Annotated in this window: 17 protein-coding genes; 9 read left to right on the top strand and 8 right to left on the bottom strand. The window is 37.8% G+C overall.

All coding sequences use genetic code 11. From position 1 onward, the window contains the following. The first annotated feature begins 1 nt into the window (after nt 1). Nucleotides 2-2,245, top strand: a complete 2,244-nt coding sequence (locus F3J23_RS12370; protein WP_167029155.1) for a nitric-oxide reductase large subunit — start codon at nt 2-4, stop codon at nt 2,243-2,245. 68 nt (nt 2,246-2,313) lie between these two features. Here the strand turns inward: F3J23_RS12370 and F3J23_RS12375 are convergent, their stop codons facing one another. From F3J23_RS12375 to F3J23_RS12395, 5 genes are all read right to left on the bottom strand, one after another. Continuing rightward, nucleotides 2,314-5,799 (bottom strand): DUF2723 domain-containing protein, encoded by a 3,486-nt coding sequence (locus F3J23_RS12375; protein ID WP_167029158.1) that lies wholly within the window; start codon nt 5,797-5,799, stop codon nt 2,314-2,316. A 165-nt stretch (nt 5,800-5,964) separates the two neighbouring features. After that, nucleotides 5,965-6,753, bottom strand: coding sequence for an SDR family oxidoreductase (locus F3J23_RS12380; RefSeq protein ID WP_167029161.1), 789 nt, complete (start codon nt 6,751-6,753; stop codon nt 5,965-5,967). A gap of 47 nt (nt 6,754-6,800) precedes the next feature. Beyond that, a complete protein-coding gene (locus tag F3J23_RS12385; RefSeq protein WP_228455332.1) occupies nt 6,801-7,382 on the bottom strand; it encodes a TlpA family protein disulfide reductase in 582 nt (193 codons plus the stop codon). Between the two features lie 305 nt (nt 7,383-7,687). Beyond that, nucleotides 7,688-8,410 (bottom strand): DUF6796 family protein, encoded by a 723-nt coding sequence (locus F3J23_RS12390; protein WP_167029164.1) that lies wholly within the window; start codon nt 8,408-8,410, stop codon nt 7,688-7,690. 43 nt (nt 8,411-8,453) lie between these two features. Beyond that, on the bottom strand, nt 8,454-9,275 hold the full coding sequence (locus F3J23_RS12395) for a siderophore-interacting protein (protein WP_167029167.1): 822 nt from the start codon (nt 9,273-9,275) through the stop codon (nt 8,454-8,456). Between the two features lie 192 nt (nt 9,276-9,467). On the opposite strand from F3J23_RS12395, the gene F3J23_RS12400 reads away from it, so the two are divergent. The 4 genes from F3J23_RS12400 (at nt 9,468) to F3J23_RS12415 (ending at nt 14,566) form a co-directional block, all read left to right on the top strand. Continuing rightward, the gene (locus tag F3J23_RS12400) at nt 9,468-10,451 is read left to right on the top strand and encodes a helix-turn-helix transcriptional regulator (protein WP_167029170.1); all 984 of its coding nucleotides are present in this window, start codon (nt 9,468-9,470) and stop codon (nt 10,449-10,451) included. A 323-nt stretch (nt 10,452-10,774) separates the two neighbouring features. Then, a complete protein-coding gene (locus F3J23_RS12405) occupies nt 10,775-13,105 on the top strand; it encodes a TonB-dependent receptor (protein ID WP_167029173.1) in 2,331 nt (776 codons plus the stop codon). 3 nt (nt 13,106-13,108) lie between these two features. Beyond that, nucleotides 13,109-13,927 (top strand): DUF4249 domain-containing protein, encoded by an 819-nt coding sequence (locus F3J23_RS12410; RefSeq protein WP_167029176.1) that lies wholly within the window; start codon nt 13,109-13,111, stop codon nt 13,925-13,927. A 240-nt stretch (nt 13,928-14,167) separates the two neighbouring features. Continuing rightward, nucleotides 14,168-14,566: a VOC family protein gene (locus F3J23_RS12415; protein ID WP_167029179.1), complete on the top strand. Its 399-nt coding sequence runs from the start codon at nt 14,168-14,170 to the stop codon at nt 14,564-14,566. A gap of 61 nt (nt 14,567-14,627) precedes the next feature. Here F3J23_RS12415 and F3J23_RS12420 read toward each other — a convergent pair whose 3' ends face one another. The 3 genes from F3J23_RS12420 to F3J23_RS12430 form a co-directional block, all read right to left on the bottom strand. Beyond that, nucleotides 14,628-15,041: an ACT domain-containing protein gene (locus tag F3J23_RS12420; RefSeq protein WP_167029182.1), complete on the bottom strand. Its 414-nt coding sequence runs from the start codon at nt 15,039-15,041 to the stop codon at nt 14,628-14,630. Nucleotides 15,042-15,559: 518 nt separating this feature from the next. Next, nucleotides 15,560-16,213: a response regulator transcription factor gene (locus tag F3J23_RS12425; RefSeq protein ID WP_167029185.1), complete on the bottom strand. Its 654-nt coding sequence runs from the start codon at nt 16,211-16,213 to the stop codon at nt 15,560-15,562. Continuing rightward, on the bottom strand, nt 16,213-17,901 hold the full coding sequence (locus F3J23_RS12430; protein ID WP_228455333.1) for a sensor histidine kinase: 1,689 nt from the start codon (nt 17,899-17,901) through the stop codon (nt 16,213-16,215). Before F3J23_RS12430 ends, F3J23_RS12425 begins: the two co-directional genes overlap by 1 nt. A 561-nt stretch (nt 17,902-18,462) precedes the next feature. On the opposite strand from F3J23_RS12430, the gene F3J23_RS12435 reads away from it, so the two are divergent. From F3J23_RS12435 to F3J23_RS12450, 4 genes are all read left to right on the top strand, one after another. After that, nucleotides 18,463-19,650, top strand: coding sequence for an FAD-dependent oxidoreductase (locus F3J23_RS12435; protein WP_167029191.1), 1,188 nt, complete (start codon nt 18,463-18,465; stop codon nt 19,648-19,650). 12 nt (nt 19,651-19,662) lie between these two features. After that, entirely contained in the window at nt 19,663-21,426 is a 1,764-nt protein-coding gene (locus tag F3J23_RS12440) for a flavin monoamine oxidase family protein (RefSeq protein ID WP_167029194.1), read from the top strand. 338 nt (nt 21,427-21,764) lie between these two features. Further along, entirely contained in the window at nt 21,765-22,904 is a 1,140-nt protein-coding gene (locus F3J23_RS12445; protein WP_167029197.1) for a vWA domain-containing protein, read from the top strand. A 36-nt stretch (nt 22,905-22,940) separates the two neighbouring features. Then, nucleotides 22,941-24,395, top strand: coding sequence for a sigma 54-interacting transcriptional regulator (locus F3J23_RS12450; RefSeq protein WP_167029199.1), 1,455 nt, complete (start codon nt 22,941-22,943; stop codon nt 24,393-24,395). The last annotated feature ends 89 nt before the right edge of the window (nt 24,396-24,484 follow it).

Raw genomic sequence — 24,484 nt, forward strand, 5'->3', positions numbered from 1 at the left:
AATGACACCTAAAAAACTTTGGATATGGCTTGCTGTAGTAATGGTTGCTTCATTTGCCGTTCTCATCTTCTATGGAAATGAAATCTACAGAAAAGTCCCACCTATTCCCGACAAAATAGTAAGTACAGACGGAACGGTAATTACAACCGGTCAGGATATTAAGGATGGGCAAAACGTCTGGCAATCTATCGGAGGACAAACGGTAGGAAGTATCTGGGGACATGGTGCTTATATTGCTCCGGACTGGACAGCCGATTATCTTCATCGGGAATCTGTTCTCCTGCTTGATGAATTAGCTAAAAAAGAGGGGAAGATTTATAAAAATCTTCCGGATGATGAGCAGGCCAGATATCAGGCCTTGCTGAAAAAGGAACTTCGTACCAATACCTTCAATGAAAGCAATAATGAAATTATTTTTTCCCCGGAACGGGCTGAAGTACAAAAGCAGCTATCACAATATTACTCAAAATTATTCATGAATGATGCTTCTCTGGCAAAACTCCGTGATCAGTATGCTATTCCTGAAAATACAATCAAAGATACCGGACGAATGGCCAAAATGACAGCCTTTTTCGCCTGGAGTACCTGGGTATGCATTACGGAAAGGCCGGGAGAGCATGTAACGTATACCAATAACTGGCCCCATGACGAATTGGTAGGAAATATTCCACCTCCTTCACTGCATATATGGTCCGGATTCAGTATATTACTTTTGTTAGGATGTGTAGGGCTTCTGGTGTTCTACCATGCCCGAAATAAGGAGGAAGAAGTCAGCGAAGTACTTCCGCTTGAAGATCCGCTGCGAAATATGAAACCTACGCCTTCTATGAAAGCTACTTTAAAGTATATCTGGGTTGTAGCTTTACTGATTCTTGTTCAAATGCTTGCCGGAGTTGTTACAGCTCATTACGGAGTGGAAGGAAGCGGCTTTTATGGTATTCCGCTGGATCAGTTTTTGCCTCAGTCTGTTTCCAGAAGCTGGCATGTACAGCTTGCTATATTCTGGATCGCAACATCATGGCTGGCAACCGGCCTTTATATTGCTCCTGCTGTTTCAGGATATGAACCGAAGTATCAGAAGCTGGGAGTCAATATATTATTCGGGGCTTTACTTATTGTGGTATTGGGATCTTTAACCGGGCAATGGCTTGGGGTGATGCAAAAGCTCGGGCTGGCAGATAACTTCCTTTGGGGGCACCAGGGTTATGAATATGTAGAACTTGGAAGAATCTGGCAGATCTTACTGCTTATTGGTCTTATTCTTTGGCTGGTCTTGATGATTAGAGCTCTGCTTCCTGCTTTAAGACGGAAAGACGGAGACCGTCATTTACTGACTCTGTTTACGCTTTCATCCGTAGCCATTGCATTATTTTATGGTGCAGGATTAATGTATGGAAGGCAAACCCATATGGCCATTGCAGAATATTGGAGATGGTGGGTGGTTCACCTTTGGGTAGAAGGTTTCTTTGAAGTATTTGCAACCGTAGTCGCAGCATTTTTATTTACACGACTAGGATTATTAAGACTCAAATCTGCTACCAATGCGGTATTATTTTCTACGATTATTTTTCTTGGCGGAGGTATTTTAGGAACATTCCATCACCTTTATTTCAGTGCTACACCCACAGCAGTATTGGCATTGGGAGCCACTTTCAGCGCATTGGAAATTGTACCTCTTGTATTGATTGGTTATGAAGCCTATCAGAATTACCAATTGAGTAAATCTACCCAATGGATTCAAGCTTACAAATGGCCCATCTACTGTTTCATTGCAATGTGTTTCTGGAACTTCCTGGGAGCAGGAATCTTTGGATTTGCCATCAATCCTCCAATAGCACTTTACTATATTCAGGGACTGAATACCACTGCGGTTCATGGCCACGCTGCTTTATTTGGAGTATATGGAATTTTAGGAATCGGATTAATGATGTTTGTTTTGAGGGGACTTTATCCTGACAGACAATGGAACGATAAATTAATAGGCTGGGCCTTCTGGCTTACTAACATCGGATTGCTGGTAATGGTAACGATAAGCCTTCTTCCTATTGGCATTATGCAGTCGGTTGCTTCTATAAAAGAAGGTTATTGGTATGCCCGCTCTGCAGAATTCATGCAGACGGATATCATGCACTTCCTGAGATGGATGCGGGTTCCGGGAGATATTTTATTGGCTGCCGGTGAACTGCTTCTGGTAATTTTCATCATCGGACTGAAATTGGGCTGGTCGTTAAAAGAAAAACGTTAGCATACTTTATTCAAAACCTATATTAGAAAGCCTCTAAACATTCAATTTAAAGGCTTTCTATTTTATATTTACTGGGTTGCTTTCATCATGGCAGCTGTAATCTGCTTTTCTTTCTTGGGGGCAAAAGTAGAGTCAAAAGGCTCCATTACATTGAATAAATACTGATAAAAAGGAGTGATCAACTGAACATTTTCAGACTCTTTTACCGCTTTTTCTTTGTCCATCTGCTGAAGACTGCTGATAAAAACATTGAACTTTTTATCAATCGGCTCTACAGACTTTAACAGATAAGCATGTGCTTTTTCGTTTTGTCCTAAGGTTTTGTAAGCTTCTGTAACGGCTGAAACCACAAGTGCATATTCCATAGGTTTTGAACGCATTTGTTTCCTCGCAGCAGCTTTAAATTTAGGCGAAAGATTCTGGTAATAATCATATTCTTCGAATATTCCTTTCTTAAGAGTTTCTGCCAATTGAATACCTTTTTGCTCCTGACCTGCAACAATATAACCGGTTACCATGGAACTTAATGAGCGGGGATCATTATATTTCTCAACAGGAATTTCTTTTGCGGCAAGATCCAGCAGTTCGAGTGCCTTAGCCTTCTGTCCGCTTACGGCAAGTGCTGAAACAGCCCTGCTTACCGACATTCTGTAGCCAAAAATATTGGAGACAGCCGTTTCATCATAATAAATACTAAGATCTTTAAAGTTTCCCCATCTGAAATTCTTCACAATATTGTACAGAGAATTGGCATCTACCCTTCCTTTATCTCCATCGGGACTTTGAGGAGTACGGATAGGAACCAATCTGTAGCTGAACCCGTCAAACTGTAAATAATCATCAAGGTAGAATATGTTTTCACTATCGTACATTCCGCCTGAGGAGAAATTAATTGGCCGTTTCCAATCAAAATTCGCCAGCATATCCAACATCATCAGGTTGCTCTTGTAGAGTGTGTTGGCTTCATAACTAATGGTGATCTGATCTACCGCATTCGAGAGATCAGACGGGTTAATGATCCCGTATTTTACAGCATTCTCTTTATTTACAGGGAGAATAAATTTATTAACAGGAATAATATTATACTTTTCATACTCATTTTCACCGAAATACATTTTTAATAACTCATCTTTTTCAGCTGATTTTGATCTAAGAAACTTAAGAGCATCCTTCAGGCTGATGGAATCCTGAGTAAGGTATTTTCTGAATTCCTGAAATGCCGTATCGGGAGCCCCCTGTTCTTTTAACATTTCAAAGAAACCTTCCCAATCTTCTTTTTTCATCAGATACACCTGATCATTTACGCCATCTCTGTATTCTTCATGGGTTAACTCACCCGGAATTCCCATTGCATTATAAGTTCTTCTTTTTACCTGATCAATATTCCATGGTGTTGCCAGAAGGGTAAAGTTCACCGTTTTTACATCGTCCCTGAATCTTTCCGTCTCCTGGATTGCCCACACAGGAAAAGTATCGTTATCGCCGTAGATAAAAATGATATCATTTTTAGGCAATGATTTTAAAAATGAGTAGGCATAATCACGAGCTGCCGTTTTTTTGCTCCTGTCATGTGAAGTATAATTCTGGAAACCCATCATAAAAGGAATTCCAAGCAATACCATTCCCAGAACAATATGGGCAGTATTAGATTTTATTTTAGATCTGATCAGCAACAGGATAGCTCCGGCGCCTAAGCCAATCCAGATGGCAAATGCGTAAAATGAACCTACCATAGCGTAATCTCTTTCTCTTACTTCAAAAGGTTTTACTCCCGTATAGAAAACAATTCCGACACTGGTTAGAATAAACAGCGAGAGCAATGCATACAATCTTCCGAAATCTCTGTTCAGTTGAAAAAAGAACCCGATTAAACCTAAGATCAGAGGAAGAAAGAAAAACTTCACCGTACTTTCATTTTTAAATTGGGCAGGCATGTGATCCTGATCTCCCAGTAAAGCATTGTCAATAAAAGAAAATCCTGAAATCCAATTACCGTTTGTGTTTTCCATATGGCCCTGAAGGTCATTCTGTCTTCCGACAAAATTCCACATCAGATATCTTACAAAGTAGTAGCCATTCTGAAAAGAGATAAAGTAATCCATATTCTGGGCAAAAGAGGGGCGCTGCACATTGATCAGATCATAAGGCTTGACTTTCAGATAATCTGCTGCCGTAATGGAATTATCTTCGTATTTTGTCCTTAATTCATTAAAAATCCGTTGAGCTTCTGGGTTATTTGCCACATCTTCGTTATCATAATTGAAAGTAAAATCAGGAGCTCCGTACAGAGCAATATAATTAGCCGTTACTTCTTTATCCTCATTAAACATTCTAGGCATAAAGCTGATATGGGATTTATTGAAAACATAGTTGAATCGTTCTCCGGTCTTTCTGTAGGTTCCGGTTTTTTCATCTTTTTCATAAATGTCTCCGGTTATATTTCTTTTGTAACTTCCATCCTCGTTTCTTTCCAGCCCTTTTTTATCAAGAAATGCGGTATAGTTCTGCCCGTAGATTGTTGGCCAGTCACCATATTGAACTCTGTTATAATAGTCTCTCATACCGATTGCAGTATCTGGATCATTAAGGTTCATAGGTGGGTTTGCATTAGCCCTGATCGGAATTACCAGCCAGCAGGAAAAACCGATCGTCATAAAAACCAATGATAAAACCATAATCCTGTACACCTTTCTTTTTGTTTTTCCGGCATATTTGATCAGAAGATAACAAACAGCAGCCATTAGAATGAAAGCAGCAACGGTTCCCGAATGGAAAGGTAATCCGAGTCCGTTGACGAAGAAAATCTCAAGTTTCCCGAATATCGTCATAATGCAGGGGAAAATAATCTTAAATACGAATGCCAGAATTCCCAATGTAATCAGATTGGCTATGATAAAGTTTTTCCAGGAAAAGGTGTAGTTTCGGGCATAATAAATCAGACATATTGCCGGAATAGCCAGCATACACATCATATGTACTCCAACCGAAAGTCCAATTGTGAAGAAAATAAGAATGATCCAACGCTCATTATCGACTGCTTTATATTCATTTTCCCATTTTGTAATAAGCCAAACCAGCAAAGCAATAAACATGGAAGCCATTGCATATACCTCTCCTTCCACAGCAGAAAACCAGAAAGTGTCTGAGAAAGTAAAACATAAGGCCCCGATAGCCCCGGCAAAAAGTATTGATATTTCCTGATGTTTTGTAATCTGTTCAAAATCTTTGTGTAAAAGTCTTCTTAAAAAATGAGTTATCGTCCAAAACAGAAACAGGATGGTAAATGCGCTGAATAGTGCTGACATCGCATTGATCACAATAGAATAATTTTCTTCATTTCCCATCGCAAAAATACCCGCCACCGCTCCTATGATCTGAAATAAAGCAGCTCCTGGTGCGTGGGTCACTTCAAGTTTTACTGCAGAAGAAATATATTCCCCGCAATCCCAAAAACTGAGGGAATGTTCCATTGTTGAGAGGTAAGTAATGAATGCAATAGCGAAAAGGAACCATCCCAATACGGTGTTCCATTTTTTAAAAGACCAGTTTTTCATATAATATTTTCAATATTTATATGACAACCGGGAAAAAGGTTTTATTACATGAATATCTGTAAAAGCTATTATTTATGGGCTCAGCTTCAATTTGGGATACCCTTTTTCTATGGGTTCAAAATACTTTTTAATGACATTGTATGTACATTTATTTCCGAAGAAAACTTAATACGTATTATTTAACCCACCATCCAAAGGAATACTTGTACCCGTAAGATAATTGGCATATTCTGATGCAAGAAAAGCCACCAGATGACCGTATTCCTCAGGCTGCCCAAGTCTTTTCATGGGAATTTTATTTTCTCTTCCCTTTTTAATTTCCTCTGTGGAGGCACCGGTTTGCTGAGATTCATGATGAATCAGATTCTGAATACGTTCGGTATCAAAATAACCTGTTAAAATATTATTAACGGTGATATTATGTTGTGCAATTTCATTCGACAAGGTCTTTGCCCAGGCTATTACTGCTGAGCGGATAGAATTAGAAAGCGTAAGGTTCCCGATCGGTTCTTTTACGGATAATGAGGAGACATTAATAATGCGTCCTTTTTTTTGACTTATCATATATGGTAACGCCAATAATGTAGTTTCACAAACGGTTTTAAACAACAGATCAAATGCCTTTTGATAATCATCAGCCGTTTTATTCACTGCCAGCCCCGGTTCCGGACCATTGGTATTATTAACCAGAATATCCACGGAGTTCTTCTGAAAATATTCATTGATGATCTTTCTGTAATTTTCAAAATCTGAAAAGTCTGCAACCAGATACTGATGTTTCTGCTCAGGGTTAATCACAGGTAATGATGATACAAAATCTTTCAGTTTTGTTTCGTTATGGGCCATTATAGTGACATTGGCACCGCATTTTGCAAGTTCTAAAGCAATTCCGGCTCCAATTCCCTGGGTAGCGGCTCCTACTAAGGCATTTTTTGATAAAAGTTGAATATTCATTTTCTGTAATGATTATGGTGAATAAATATAAAAAAGTGATCCATAAGTTAGAGTTTTCCCTTTAAAAGCTCATCAATCTGAGCATAAAAAGAATCTTTACTATAATCTGCAACTCCTTTGTGATGAAGCCGGATTTCTCCCTTTTTATCCAACATCACCGTAGTAGGTAATGTACCATCATAAAGCGTATTGGGAATGCTGCTTGCAGGTACCAGAAATGGAACTGTAAATCCTTTATCTTTTAAATAGTTTTTTCCGGGAGCTGCTGTATCATCAAGATTTACGGTAAGAAATATCATATCCGGATTGTTTTTATACTTATCATACAGCTTCTGCACGGATGGAAATTCTGCACGGCAGGGAGGACACCAGGATGCCCAGAAGTTGATAAACACAACTTTATTTTTTAAATCAGAAGCATCAATACTCTTTCCTTCTTCATCTTTCACTGCAAAACCGGCATAGGAAAGTGCTGTTCCTTGTTTTGATTCCGATATCTTTGAATTGAGAATTCCTGTGGAAGCCACCTGCCTCATCAGCCATGCTTTAGCATCTTTATTAACCAGCAGCACAACAAACAACACCGTCAGTATTATCGTTGATACGTTACTTTTTACCCAATTTTTCATATTTCCCATTTTCCTGATCATTCTTTACAGCAATATAAGACTAATATTTGAATCGAAGGTTGGCAGAAAGTTCTTTCAATAAAAAAGCCTTTAAATACTAAGATTTAAAGGCTTCCTGCTGCATTTGGCTCTCCTTTTGACTAGAAAACCCTTTCTCCATCTTTAGCATACATCAAGAATGATCTGTGTTTTCACCTTCTATCCGTGAGGCTTTTTTGAATGTTCCCGAATTTTTACGGTACATTCCATTTATCTGTAAAGTTCTCCATGGTTTTTTCTACAATAACTACTAACTGGCCAATAGTTTAAGGATAGGTATTCAACAATTTCTTTCTGAAAAAGAAGAGTAATGAGCTGAAAAATATCAGATAGGCAATATTGAATATTGCTCCGCCCACCCATCCTGAGAATGGTAATGGCAAAAAGTTTTTTAGAGGAATGATCAATAGGGTTAAAACAAATGGGGTAAACAAAGCCATCCACCTTGGAAGCAATGTCTTATTGAAAAGGATGCACAGTGCAAAGCCAATCCAGCCAATTGCCAGCACACCAATAGCTGCTCCCCAGGCAATATTCAACATTTTCATAAACCCCTTTCCTGTCTCTAAAAGATAAGTGTGTGCAACCGGATCTGTATGATATACTGCTTTATAGATCTCCCCGACATAAAAGAATCCGGCATGTCCTAAAGGCGATAAAACTGCGCCTACCAATAAAACCCAATAAACAAAGATGGCATACCCTGCTTTGGTATTTTTAAAAAACTGATACACCAGCCAAGTTGCCGGGAGCAGTAACGGGCCTGTAAGAGCACCAATCAATGCACCGAACATTAGTCGGGAAGTTGATCCCTCCAGCATCAATGTCGCAAATTCAACATTCACCTGGTCTGCATATGTTTTTGAAAATAACGGATAGTCTTCAGGATTCGGATCAAATCCGGCAACAAAAATGTCACCAATCAGCCAACATACCGACACTATGATTGCAGCTGCAAAAGCCCATTTTATTTTATTTGAATATTTCATGTTTTTCAATAATTACAATATCATTCATAGATCCGGCAGTTGTTTACTCTGCTCTGCTTTCTGCATTTTCCTGGTGTCTGTCCATTGCAGATTTATCTTCTGCAACACCGGATTTCCAGTAAGAATAAGCATACAGCTCCTCTTGTTTCCAATGTTGTTCTTTTCTGAGATAGCTTCTGATTTCTTTTACAGAAGAAAATTCTGCGGCTACATAACCTGAGCGTGAACCTTCCGGCAGCATCTGATCTTTGACTACTTCTGCCAGCTTGCTGCCTTGTTGAGGATATTTATTATGTAACCATATAAAGTTAATGTCTGCAAGAGTTTGTAAATCCTGCTCATCTTCCTTCCCATGAACCTCAATAATACAAGTTCCTTTGGCGGTGGCAGGAAGATCTTCTAAAATAGCAGCCAATACAGGAATTCCTGTAGCATCCGCAACCAGAAAATAGTTTTCAGCACGGCCATAAAGTTCTGTTTTTCCGTCTTTCATAAGAACTCCCAGCGGGTCCCCTTCTTTTGATTCAATAGCCCAGGCAGATGCCGGCCCTTCATCACCATGAGCAACAAAATCAATCCAGATTTCATTTTTCTCAAGATCAATCCCTCTGTGGGTATAGGTTCTCACACTAGGACGGATTTCTTCCGGCTGAGGCTTCCACTCCATCTTTTCATAATCAAATTCCGGAAAATGGATCTTATGAACACCTTTGGGCGGAATCAAAATTTTATTGTTTACCCCTATCGTAGTATTGGCAATTGAAGAAACCTCATCCCCTGTCAGAAAAATCCTTATATAATGGGGTGTTATATATTCTTTTCTGACTACTGTAAGTTCTGCCTGTATTGCTTTAAAATTTCTCATAATACATTAGATATAAAATAGTTATCATTCTTATTTCATTTTTAGTTTTTCATAAAAAGATCTTTTATTATTAAGAATGATTCTAAATAATCATTATCTTTGTGCAAATGTAGTGTGTACACTTCCAAGTATAAGTATGCAAAACGGAATAAAAAGTCCGCCAAACGGAGAATTCTAACAAAATGAAACGAGATGACATTAAGGCTATATGATGAAAGCTTTGAAAAGGTACTTATGGAGAAAAGCTATCCGGATACCTATTATGTAAATGATGGTGATATTCAGGAATGCATTACCCGGCTTATTCCGCCATATGGCAATGGCTTCTATCATGAGATATGTTTTACGAACGTGCATATCAGCTTTGGTAATATTGCATTGCCTCACAAGCTCCAGTTCTATGTTGAAAGTGATTTTGATACGGTAGAAATGCATTTTGCGCTGAAAGGAAAAAGTAAGGCAATTTCAGGTAATTTCCGGAATATTGTAGAGTTTGACAGCTATCAGCACAACATCATCTATGCTCATCACCTTCAGGGTAAAATGGAATTTGACGGCCCGGATATGCATGTGTTGGAAATTAATCTGGCACCTGATTTTTTCAAAAAATTCCTTCCTGAGCAATCGGGATTGTTTGATATCTTCAGAAATTCAATCGAGAAACAAAATTCATCACTCATCCATCCTGATCACCAACGTATCAGCCTGGAAATGTACCAGATTCTGAATGACATCATCCATTGTGACAGAAAAGGGACATTTAAACGAATCTATCTTGAAGCGAAGGTAAGTGAGCTGCTTCTGCTTCAGCTGGAACAGCTTTTTGATGAGGCATCTGTAAAATCTTCTTTACATAAAAAAGATGTAGAAAAGATGTATGCTGTAAGAGATTATATTATAAGTAATATGACTTCCGATTATACTTTGAATGACCTTGCCCAACAGGTAGGAACCAATGAATTTACTTTAAAGAAGGGTTTCAAAGAGCTTTTCGGAACAACGGTTTTTGGATTCTGGAATGATTTAAAAATGGATCAGGCCAGAAAACTCCTTCTTGAAAGTGATCTGAACATCAGTGAAATCTCAGATATTATCGGCTATAAAAACGCCCGCCACTTTTCGGCGGCATTTAAAAGAAAATTCAATATCCTGCCTAGCAAAATAGGATCTAAATAGCGACGTTACCCATCCCAATCTCTTTATTCACTTTATTTTTTGAAATAAATTTATAGTGAAATTCACTCAATAAGCACAAATAATATTTTTTTAAAGCTATCAACATAAAAATGATAAATAAATTAATATTCAATACATACTATTATTTTTACTGCAATAAATTTCATTTATTATTGTTTCCAACAATTTCAAAAAAAAATCTTTTTTATGGATTTATTTCATAATTAAGTCTTTAGGTGTAACTAATTCTCTTTCTGCTCAACTAATCCAGCATCAATAACATTATTAGTATCGAAAAAAGTCTACTACTTTAAATAAAACTAATGCAAATATCTTTTTTAAAAATTACCGCTGCCACCGCAGCGCTCTGTTTCAGTACCCTGGCTATAGCCCAACAAACTTATTCCGTAAGCGGCACCGTGAAAGACAAAAAAAACGGGGAGCTCCTAATTGGTGTTACTGTAAAAGTAAGTGAAGATCCCACCATTAATGTCGTTGCCAATGAATATGGATTCTACTCTCTTTCATTGCCTGAAGGAAACTATACCATCATTATTTCCAATCCCGGATATAAGGATTTTGAACAGCAGATCAAAGTAGATCAGAATATAAAGCTGGATCTTCCGCTTATTCCGCAGGAAGAAATCTCAAAAACAATTGATGAGGTTGTTGTAACGGGTATTAAAAAGGATAAAAATCTAACATCTGCCCAGATGGGTACGGAAACGTTAAGCATTAAAAATATTGAAAAACTGCCTGTTCTTTTCGGAGAAAAGGATGTTATGAAAACCATACAGCTACTTCCGGGCATTAAAAGCAACGGTGAAGGAAGCAGCGGCTTCAGTGTACGAGGCGGTGCTACAGACCAGAACCTGATTTTATTGGATGAGGCTCCGGTTTATAATGCGTCTCACCTTCTTGGGTTCTTCAGTACTTTCAACAGTGATGCATTGAAAGATGCCAGTATCATTAAGGGAAACAGTCCTGCTCAGTATGGAGGACGACTGTCTTCTGTATTGGATGTAAAAATGAAAGACGGAAATAATAAAGATTACAACGTCAACGGAGGAATAGGCCTTATCAGCAGCAGATTAAGTGTAGAGGGGCCTATTCAAAAAGAAAAATCTTCGTTTATTGTTTCGGGGAGAAGAACTTATGCGGATCTTTTCCTTAAAACGTCTAAAGATTATAAAGACAACAAGCTGTATTTTTATGATCTTAACCTGAAAGCCAATTACCAGATCAATGAAAACAACCGTATTTATCTGTCCGGATATTTCGGAAGGGATGTTCTGGGACTGGGAGATACATTTTCTACCGACTGGGGAAACACAACGGCTACTTTAAGATGGAACAGTATTATCAGCAGTAAGTTATTCTCGAATACCTCTTTTATCTACAGTAATTATGATTACAAAATCAGTCTGAAAAATGATGATACGGTATTTGATCTGAATTCAAAGATACAAGACTGGAATCTTAAACAGGATTTTACCTGGTTTGCCGGAAATAAGCATTCCGTTCGCTTTGGTCTTCAGTCTATTTATCATACTCTTAAACCGAGTACTGCTGGTGGTACAAGTGTAAGCAGTTATCCTAGAAATCCCAGATATTCATGGGAAAATGCCTTATATATCAATGATGATTTCAAGGCTACGGAAAAACTTACCATTAATTATGGGATAAGACTTTCTATGTTTAGTGTATTGGGTGGAGATACATTCAATACCTATGAGAATGGAGTGCTTACAGACAGTGAGTTTCTGGAAAAAGGAAAATTCGGAAAAACGTATGTTAATCCGGAACCGCGTATCAGTGCCAACTATCGTATCAATGAAGTCAGCAGTGTAAAAGGAGGTTATTCCCGAAACACTCAGAACCTGCATCTTTTAAGCAACAGCAATAGTGGAAACCCTACAGATCAATGGATCGGAAGCAGCTACACCGTAAAACCTGAAATCGCTGATCAGATCAGTTTAGGCTACAGCAGGAATTTCAATAATAACAATTATGAATTGAATGCCGAGATATATTATAAGTCCATGCAGAACCAGATCGACTTCAAGAACGGAGCTGAGATCGGTTTTGATACAGGAGCAGACGTAGAAAGCCAGCTTCTGTTCGGAAAAGGAAGAGCATACGGATTGGAGCTTATTGCTAAAAAGAAAAGCGGTAAACTTACAGGATGGATTTCCTATACTCTTTCTAAAACGGAAAGAAAGATTAACGGGATCAATAATAATGAATGGTATAATGCCAGAATGGACAAAACCCACGACATTTCGATTGTTGCCACTTATCAGCTTAATCCGAAATGGTCGTTTTCTGGTCTATTTGTTTACAGTACAGGAAATGCTGTTACCTTCCCTACCGGAAAATATGAGCTGAACGGACAGACCATTTTCCAATACAGCAACAGAAATGCTAACAGAATGCCTGCCTATCACAGAATGGATCTGAGTGCTACCTATGAACCAAGCTCCAATAAACGTTTCCGTGGTTCATGGACGTTTGGGATCTATAATCTTTACGGCCGTGAAAATGCCTATACCATCAACTTCGAAGACAATCCTGATCGTCCGGGAACAACACGCGCCATGCAGACATCATTATTCCGCTGGGTACCTAACATCACTTACAATTTCAAATTTTAAACCATGAAAAATACATTTTTTATCATATTATCCCTGTTTGCTCTCACTTCCTGTGAAAAAGAAATAGACCTGAATCTGGACGACCAGAGTGGCAATATCGTTATTGAAGGCAATGTAACGGATAAACCCGGGCCTTATACGGTTAAAATAACAAAATCCGTAGCTTTTTCTGCTCCTAACCAATATCCTGCTGTTACAGGAGCACAGGTTATTTTAAGTGATAATGCCGGACAGACTGAAACATTACAGTATGTAGGCAACGGAATGTACCAGACCTCCACTTTTTATGGGGATCCTGGGAGAACCTACACATTGAAAGTAAAAGCTGAGGGAAAAGAATATACCGCCCAGAGTACAATGCCTGAAGTTGTTCTTTTAACCGACCTGGTACAGAGTTCTTTTAAATTTGGAGACAAGATCACTTACACTCTTTTACCTGTTTTTACTGATCCTGCGCCTTTAGGCAACCGATATCTTATCAATTTTACGATCAATAATTTACCTAAAAAATATATGAATGTCTTTTCAGACAATGTTAACAACGGATTACCTAATCAGCAGCCTCTGATTCTTCCTAATGACGATAATAAAGGCAGAGACCATGAAGTGGTGGTGGGAGATACTATTCATGTAGAAATGCAGTGTATTGACACTAACATTTTCACCTATTACAATGCATTGCTGCAGATTTCAGGTGGTAATGGTGGCACAGCAACCCCTGCTAATCCTCCAAGCAATATCAGCAATGGTGCTTTGGGATATTTCTCAGCCCATACGGAAAACAAACAGAGTTTTGTTATTCAGCAGATGCCAACTCCATAAATTGAAAAAGACTACTCCTGATTCTGAGTAGTCTTTTTTATTATGAGTTCATACCCTATCTTAAGCCTTCTCCCATCCTATATAATATTAAAACGTAATAATAGCTGCACCTTTCATGATACAATTAATGATAAGGGATTAATCTAATTTCAGTAAGAACAAAAACCTACTGACATTCTGTTGTCACAATCCTGTTCTACCTTTGTTCTAAACTTATTCAACAATAAAATTTAAAACAATATGAAATTAACTTCATTAAGGTTGATCACCAAAGACATCAGAACATCTGTCCATTTTTATGAAAAAGTAATGGGTTTAACCGCCCAATGGTACACGGAAGATTTTGCGGAACTTGTGACCGATTCGATCACCATTGCCATAGGCAGTACACGCACTATGCAAATGTTTGGAGAGCAGCTTACTGATTTTGCCAGCCAGAAGAACACAATCATTGAATTTATGGTACCCAATGTGGATGAAGGATACGAGAGCATCAAAGAACTCACGAATGATATCGTTCAAGCGCCCACCACCATGCCATGGGGAAACCGTTCTTTATTGTTCCGCGATCCGGATGGAAATCTCATTAATTTCTTTACACCGGTGAGTGCAGAAGCTATTCAAAAATTTAATCAATAATCTTAAACTAAATATCGTCTCTACAAGGGCGATATTTTTATTGTGTAATTTTCAAAATTTATTATTTAAATCCCGAGTCCCTGCCCGTCAACCCATTAAGTGCTTTCATTGCATTTTCAGCATCCTTTTTCGCCACAAAAATATGATCATGAAAGTAAGCCGCCACTACATTACAGCTTATATTCTCCTTTTTCAGAGCATTGGCAAAAGCAGCCGTAAGTCCTACAGCTTCCAGTGAAGAATGGATATTCAGGGTAATCCAGGAAGCAATATACGTATAATGCATGTTCCATTCATCTGCTATCTGTTTTTCTACAACTACTGTGACAGCTTCGGTTTCCCGAAAGAAAAAAAGGATTTTATCAGGATCACTGACCTGATCAGGTTTTTCAAGGGTACAAAATACATATTCTCCGGAATTCAACACCGGTTCCATATTCTGAAGCAGAACGGACAAATCTTTTTCTCCTGACATCTTTTTTATTACAAAACTAAAATATAGATCTTAGTCTGGATTTATCATTTGATAAAAAAAGATTTTTTTGAAAGAAATCGATGAACAATTCCTTATCTGGGATTGGCAAAAAAGGAAGGAGGCTAATTGCCTCCTTCCTTTTTTGTACTAATAACCTACCAATTGAACTTCTCTATGTGTATTTGTGTTTTTTTATCATTTGGCTTTTTTCAAGAAATCCATTACAGGTTATCTATACACTTCTTTTAATTTCATCACTTGTTAATTTCATCATTTGCGTTTTATATAATTATAGTTAAATATCTTTATGCTATAATTATTTGCGCTTTGGTATAAAATTTAAAATCTGAAAAAAAGCATTCTCATTTACTTTTGTGTTTTTCATTTCTTAAATTTCACAGTACAAAGGAACAACATTATGAAATAAAATCATTTAAAAACCCCATCGATACATCTCGATGGGGTTATAGATATTTATCGATAAAACTATAAAGAAGTGCTGAATATGCCTTGAACACTTATATTTTATGATGTATCTTGATCAAATCAACCAGCTCAACAAGGTTTTCTATCTTCAGTTTTTCAAAGATATTTTTTTTGATGGTACTTACTGTATTTTGTTTTATGTTTAAACTATTCGCAATTTCCAGATTCCCATAACCTTCTGCATATAATTCAGCAATCTGCAGCTCACGTTTAGTTAGACTATTTAAAGGACTGATCAGGTCCGGATTATAAACAAACTGTACCAGTAAATTTCGTGAAAGCTCGGAGAAATACTCTCCTTTCTCGATGAAAGTTGCTAATGCTTCCCGAACCTCATCTTCTTCGCTCAGTTTGCTCAAATAGCCGTTGGCACCGGCTTTAATAAATTTAAGGGCGTGCAGATCCTCTTCAAGACCTGTAAAAATTAAAATTTTAATATTAGGATTTACGGTTTTCATCTGAGGTAAAATATGCAGACTATTACCGTCTGGGAAGTGGGCATCAATGATAGCCATCTCAATTCCCTTAGATTCTACCAGCTCCATCACTTGATGCAAAGATGAAGTATGATAGATTTTTGCATTGGGAGCAATATCACTGATTACAATTTCCATTCCCTGACGTACAATGCTGTGATCATCTGCTAAAAGGAATATTATTTCTTTATTTTGAACCGGTATTTCCATTATTTATTATTACGATTTAAGTTGATCCTGAATGTTACTTTTGTTCCTTTGTGAAGCTTACTTTCTACGGATATATCACCATTAAAAAGCTCCACGATTTCCTTCACCAGATTAAGTCCCAATCCTGCCCCAAGATTATCCACCTCATCAGATACCATTCCTTGATAATAAGGGTCAAATATCTTCGCCAGATCAGATTCTGATATTCCTATTCCGGTATCTGCTATGGATGTGATCAGAGAAATCTGATGTTCACCCAAAAGTTCCGTAGTCATGGTAAGATCGATCTGTCCGTTTTCCGTAAACTTATTGGCATTCCCGAGAATATTCATAAAGATCTGATTGATTCTTATATTATCTGAAAACACTACAATATTTTCCGGGATCCTGTCTGTAACCACAAATTTATTATTCCGGGTTTCCAGATAAGGTGTAATTACCTTTACAATGGAACTTATTTCATCTTTAAGATTAAATACAGATTGTATAAGCTCTTTCTCAGCGTTCTCATTCTTGGTGTATTCCAAAATCTGATTAGATTGAAGAAGCAAAGTACTATTTGTAAATTTTATCGATTTCAGGTAATCCTTGATGGTTTCATCCTCTGTGGTACGGTATATCTTATCAATGAAAATATTAATTATTTTTAACGGAGATCTAAGATCGTGGCTCAGCATTCCCAATATTCGGTTTTTGAAATTAAGGTTCTTTTTAATCTCGTCATTGGCAGCATTCAGCTTACGCTCATAGACAAAAGCAAGTCTTGTAAGATACATGATCAGAACAGATACAATGAACATCAGGATCATTAAACCAAGCACCAGATAGGTTCTGATTCTGTTATTATTTGAATTCTGTTCATTGTATTCCCTTTCCAGCTCAGATTTGAAATCTTTAATTGCTTTTTCATAAACCCCTATCAATCCGTTACTGTAAACCAACAACTTACTGAAGTTGCTATAAAATTTAAAATTATCTTTCTGATTTTGTGCTGCATTCAGCTGAACCTTTTTCACTTCAGCCACATAATGTTTATCCATCGACTTTATCGTGCTGTCCATCTTAGATTTTACATTGGAAATATCGATTGTCTTATTATTGGTCATCGTGATTACCGTACTTTCTTTCTGAACATCCACCTTGCCTTTAACAGCATCTTTCAATCTACCGAAAAACCCTTTCTTCTTGATCGTATCTGCATAGGTATGTGTCTCTATTTTCAGATCTTCAAAATCGTTCTTATACTTTTTCGGCTCATATTTCTTATCCTCTATCTTGCCGGGCGGGTTCAGGGAAGTCCGGTATACCGAATCTATTAAAGTTTTCAGCTTTGTAGTCTTTACTGTATCCAGTTTGTGTGCTGCCAGATTCCTTTTCAATCTGGGACTTGTATTTTCATATTCCCCAATCTTGTCAAAATTGGTCTTAAGTTTTCTGAGGGATTGAAAGTAAAGTTGGAGATCATTGTTATCCTGGCTCACCATATATCTTTGAAGATGATCCTGGGCATCCATAAAATCTTTTCGGGAATTATCTGTCAAACCTCCCAGTGCCCGGCTTTCCTCAAGTTGATTCTTAATAAACTGCAGTTTTTTTCCATTAACGAATTCATTATAAAAAAATGTAGCGATAATCACCTGTATCAATAAAATACACAAAATCAATGAGTAATGAACAATTTTTCTCAATTTAAAATTTAAGAATTTATATTTCATATTCGTTTATCAGTTAAATTATTTATCCTGACCGTGAAAGTCCATAGAGTATTAGCCTTTAACAATATAGCATTATTTTAATTAATTTCATAATAGCCATTTAAACTTTTGCTTAACAAAGTTAAAGTAATTTTTATCTTCATATAATAGCAAATATTTGATAAAATTCATGATATCTCTTTTTATTTATTACCAAAATCTATCGCAAACCTCAAGTTTTATTTATGTAAACCAATTTTCTTAGATCAACTGCAAAAGTGTAAGCTCATAAAATACTTGTTTTTATGTTTCTTTTAAGCTCAAACCTATTCTTTATAGTCATCATTAAGTATTTCTACCCAACACTACGATTGGTTATTTACACTCTATCGCATCTGCCCTCTTCTTTGTTACTTTGAAATGCTTATTCAATGTACCTGCAGACAGAATCTGTTCAATTATATCAGATCAGATTACAGATAATGGTGCGTATTCAGGTGCCTTTACTTTCTGTATCTGTATGATAAAATCATAAAAATTAAAAATAAATAACTCATGATTACAGAAAACTACGACGTAATCGTCATTGGCGGTGGTGCAATAGGATTGGCAACAGCCTATCATCTTGGACAGCGCAAGGCAAAAACCTTAGTATTGGAACAATACACGTTTGTTAATCAGCTCGGCAGTTCCGCAGGAGTATCCCGTCAATTCAGGATTCCCTATCCGGATGAATACATGGTACAAATGGCCTTGGATGCACAGCCTTATTGGGATGAACTTCAAAAAAAGACAGATATCCCACTGCTTGACAAAGTAGGCACGCTTTGGTTTGGTGATCCAGAAGTACATTCAACAGAAGGAAATATCGCCGAAGCAGAAAAAGCTTTAAAGGCTTTAAATGTTCCCTATTCTACCCTTACTTCAAAAGAAATTGAAGAACAATATCATTTTAAAAACCTTCCTGAAAATTATACCGGATTGTTTCAGCCAGATGGTGCCAGCATTAATTTCAAAGCAACCATTGAAACACTTTTAGGATTATGCAAGGAGGAAGAAACGGTTCAACTGGAAGAAAATTCTCCTGTCCTTCAGATCAATCAAAAAGGGGATCTTTTTGAGCTTACAACACCTAACGGAATTTATATTGCTAAAAAACTGGCCATCATTCCCGGACCTTACATCAACAGTGTGATTAATTTACTGGATTTTAAAATAGAAGCTACATACTGGAATATGTCCTCTGCCTATTTTAAAAAGACGGATCCGAGTATTCAGTACCCAACCTGGTTTGTATTCCAGAATGCAACCGGAGAAAACGGAAACCAGTTTTATGGGTTCCCTTCTGTTGACTGGGATCACCCGGAATATATCCGCGTGGCGCCTGATTTTGTAATTACCCCTCTGGAAGAGCCTAACGACAGAACATTAATTCCTAACCCGCAGGAACTGGGCTACACTTCAGACTGGGTAAAAAACCACATGACCGGGCTGGCTACAGAACCGGAATACACTTCCACCTGTCTTATCGCTTTAAGTACAATTCCTAATAAAGAATTACTGATTGATTTTGCTCCCTCTTATGTTCCCAACCATAAAAACATTGTGGTATATGCCACAGGATGGGCTGCCAAATTCACTCCTTTCTTAGGCAAAATCATGTCTGACCTTGCATTAGACGGTCATACGGATTTTGACATCAGCCCTTTCCAATTAGGACGCAAATATTTCTTAGCACTTTAAAAATTATATATCATGAATAAAAATACACCTCTGAATCCGGGAATGCACCGTGATCTCAAAACAGAAGTAGCCATCATTGGTGCCGGAACTTCCGGATTATACACCGCCTTTCGTCTGGTAACAGATCAAAAATATAAAGCTCATGAAGTACAAATCTTTGATATGAGCAATAAATTAGGCGGAAGACTTGAATCTGTAATCATGCCGGGAATGAACTTCTGGGGCGAACTTGGAGGAATGCGTTACCTGACCTCGCAAGAGATTGTAACCACTTTAATAGAAGGCTACCCGCTAAAGGAAAAAGATCTGAAAAAGAGAACTCCCGTTCTGAAAGATAAAATGACTCCTGTAGATTTCCCGATGGGTGATCCGAAAAAACTTTTTATGTATATCAGGAAAGAACGTTTCAAACAAGATGCATGGAATGTTTATCAGGAAGATGATAAAAAACTGATTACCCGTTATTATCTGAATAAAGATGATGAAGGTTTCAGCTCGGATCAGTTATTCAACAAGGTCATTTATAATGTTCTTATGGCAGATCCATGGGTTGCGGAAAACTACAAGGATAAAATTGTGGCGGGACCAAACGTTTATGATTTCACATTCACTTTGACCAGCAGAGACTGGGATGAGATAAAGCCAAGGCTGATATATAATTTCCCAGGCTCACCTTATGACAAACGCAAGGTAAATGATATTGGTTTCTGGAACCTTCTCAAAGATCAGGTCTCACAAGAAGGTTATGAATTCCTGGCTAATGCCGGAGGGTACTATTCCAATACGATCAATTGGAACTCTGCTGAAGCATTTCCTTATATGGTAGGGGATTTTTCTGCCGATACCACATACAAAACCATTGAAGAAGGTTACGACAGCATTGCTTACGCCGTGGCCAATGCTTATATGGATAATGAAGGGGCTTGCATCTGGTCTGAAAATAAGCTGATCACTTTCACAAAGGATCACCCAAATATTCATACTCACACATATGAACTGACCTTCCTGAATCTGCAGTCAAATACCCAATGGAAAGTCTATGCAAACTCAATCGTTCTTGGTATGCCTAGAAAATCTCTGGAGCTCCTGGATCAGAACAATTTCTTTTTTGATGTTAACCAGCATTCTGAACTGAACAATAATATCCGCTCTATCATCATGGAACCGGCATTTAAAATCCTGATGGGCTTTGAACGCCCTTGGTGGAAAGAACTGGAAATTTATTCCGGACATTCTATTACCGATTTACCCATGAGGCAGTGTTATTATTTCGGCACAGATCCGGAAACGAATAATTCTATGCTACTGGGAAGCTATGGTGATATGGAAACTGAAACCTTCTGGAAAGCACTTTCTGATGATAAGGTTCTTTTTAAAGTAAGAGCAGCTAAATCAGCATCACTAGAAGAACTTCATCAGCTGGATGATGTTCAGGCTACCGAATTTATGGTAAATGAACTGATGAACCAGCTTCGGGAACTACATGGTGAACATGTACAAATCCCGGAACCGTATGTAACGTATTTCAAAGACTGGACTGATGATCCATACGGCGCAGGATATCATGCCTGGAAAGCCGGCTTCTCTGTTAAAGATGTTATGCCATATATGAGAAAACCGGTTTTTGACGAAAATATTCATATCATCGGAGAGGCTTATTCCGATCAGCAAGGCTGGGTGGAAGGTGCTTTCTGTGAAGCTGAAAAAATGCTTCAGGAACATTTCGGATTAGACCGCCCATACTGGCTTAGCCCAGATTACTATTTAGGATGGTAAATAAAAAAAGTGTATTAATAAAGCTCCGGAAATCCGGGGCTTTTGTCATATAATAGGTTCTTTAATGATTACAAGAAACTCTGATATGAAAGGTAAACAACCTTTGTCACTCTATGGAATTTCCTAATTATATTCTTATTCATATCATTACTATTAGTATTTTCTATCTTACATAAGGAATCCTGAAATGATATTTTACTAACTTGTCTGTTTGAAAAGTAAAAAAATACACATACTTAACAATCAGTAACCGGGGTTTAAAAAACACTTATAACAAACTGATAAACCTCTGTTCTAAACAGTAGTAAAGCAATAACAGCAAAACGTTTCACCATCTTATGACCAATAAAGATTTTAATTCTCAGAGAGGCTATACATTCAGTAAGCATGTTCCGGAAGAATTATCGCATTTTGACCGTGTCTTTGATATTTTCAAAGACTTGCTCACCCATACTTCCGGTGATATTGAGGAAGCCTTCGAATGGCTTGATATGCTTGATCAGGAATATGATATTTTCAATGACGAATATACCCTTCAGGATTTTGAAGAAGATTTAAAAAAACGGGGCTACATTAAAGAGGAAGATCCCGAGGAGGGAAATTCCGGAACGGGAAAAGGTAAAAACCTATTAACTCCCAAACTGGAAGCGGCCCTTCGTGAGTATGCTTTAGACCAGATCTTTGGAAAGCTTAAAAAAAACGGTGCAGGAAACCATCGGACCTCAAAAACAGGAATCGGTGATGAGCGAGACGGTGAAAACCGTTCCTTCCAGTATGGTGATGATATGACCGCCGTTAATATGACTGAAAGCCTAAAAAATGCTCAGATCAACAACGGAATTTCAGATTTGAGACTTACGGAAGATGACCTTGTAGTAGAAGAAACCAAACATAAGGCACAAATGAGTACGGTTCTGATGATCGATATCAGCCACTCTATGATCTTATACGGAGAAGACCGCATCACGCCTGCAAAAAAAGTAGCAATGGCACTGGTAGAGCTGATCAAACGAAAATACCCTAAAGATTCTATAGATATTATTGTTTTTGGAAACGAGGCCTGGCCCATCAAAATCAAAGATCTGCCTTATCTGAAAGTAGGTCCTTACCATACCAATACTGTCGCCGGGCTGGAACTGGCCATGGATATTCTTCGCAGAAAAAGAAACACGAATAAACAGATATTTATGATTACTGATGGAAAGCCAAGCTGTATCCAGCTGCCTTCCGGCGAATTTTATATGAACAGTTATGGTTTGGATGAAATGATTGTCAACCAATGCCTCAACAGAGCTGCCCAAGCCAGAAAATTAAAAATTCCCATTACCACCTTTATGATCGCCCAGGATCCCTATCTGAGACAATTTGTAGAAGAATTTACTGCTCAAAATAAAGGGAAAGCCTTTTTAACAGGTCTCTCGGGATTAGGACAAATGATTTTTGAAGATTACGAAAAAAACAGAATAAAGAGAATATAACCAGAATTCTCACCCGATAATTATTACTTAAAGAAAATGAAAAACGATATCACATTCAAGGAATTAAAAAATTCCGGTTATACTGATAAAACGATCAATGAAGAGATCCAGGCGAATTTAATTGCAAGGATTAAAGCCAATGAACCTGTATTTGAAGGACTCTGGGGTTATGAAGACACCGTAATTCCTCAATTAAAAAAAGCCATACTTGCAGGGCATCATATCAATTTATTAGGGCTGCGAGGCCAGGCAAAAACCAGAATTGCAAGGAGTATGGTTAATCTGCTGGATGAATATATGCCTGTTGTGAAAGGATCTGAGATTAATGACAGTCCGTTTCGTCCTATTTCAAAATTCGCCAAAGATCTTATTGCAGAACTTGGGGATAAAACTCCTATTTCATGGGTACATCGCTCCGACCGTTTTTTTGAGAAACTGGCAACTCCTGATGTAAATGTTGCCGATCTGATTGGTGATATTGATCCTATTAAAGCCGCTACCCTAAAACTGCCATATTCTGATGAACGTGTTCTTCATTACGGAATGATTCCAAGAGCTAACCGTTCTATATTTGTATTGAATGAACTTCCGGATCTGCAAGCCAGAATTCAGGTTTCTCTATTCAATATTCTGCAGGAAGGAGATGTACAAATCCGGGGATTTCAGCTGAGAATGCCTCTTGACATCCAGTTTGTATTTACTGCCAATCCGGAAGATTATACCAACCGTGGAAGTATTGTAACCCCTCTCAAAGACAGAATAGGATCACAGATTTTCACCCACTATCCAAAAACAATTGCCCTTGCCCGCCAGATTACAGAGCAGGAAGCCTTAATTTCTGCGGAAGATCAATCCAAAATACAGATTTCCGATCTGGCAAAAGATCTTTTGGAAGAAGTTGCTTTTGCAGCACGTACCAGTGAATATGTGGATTCGAAAAGCGGGGTAAGTGCCCGTTTGACCATCAGTGCGATGGAAAATTTAGTAGCAGCCGCAAAATTACGCATGATTGAATCCGGTGTTGAAAAAACTACCGTCCGCCTCCTTGATTTCTTGTCAATCATCCCGTCCATCACAGGAAAGATTGAACTGGTGTATGAAGGAGAACAGGAAGGTGCAGATTATGTAGCAAAAATTCTCATTGACAAAGCAGTGATGAAACAGTTCGAAAACATATTTCCACGCATTTCCAAATTGGAGAAAGAAGGGATTAAAACACCTTATACAGATCTGATCAGATGGTTTAACAAAAATCATCTGGAGCTTAATTACAATGACACAGACCAAGAATTCTATGCTAAACTGGATAAGATAGGTCCATTAGTAACCGTTGTTGAAGAAAATGCTTCAGAATTCAGTATCGAAGATCAGAATTTCTGCAAAGAATTAGTTTTGTGGGCATTAACCATTAGCAATAAGATCGATAAATCTGAAAACCAGCATACATTTACTTTTGATTCTCCGGGAATCGGACAGTTTCTACGCAATTAAATGATATATATAACATTTATACTAAAACCTTCGGTACTCAACTGAAGGTTTTTATTTTTTAACCGGTATGAATTTTTCAATTCTTTGAT

The sequence above is a fragment of the Chryseobacterium sp. Tr-659 genome, assembly GCF_011752975.1.
In the GTDB taxonomy this organism is placed as follows: Bacteria; Bacteroidota; Bacteroidia; order Flavobacteriales; family Weeksellaceae; genus Chryseobacterium.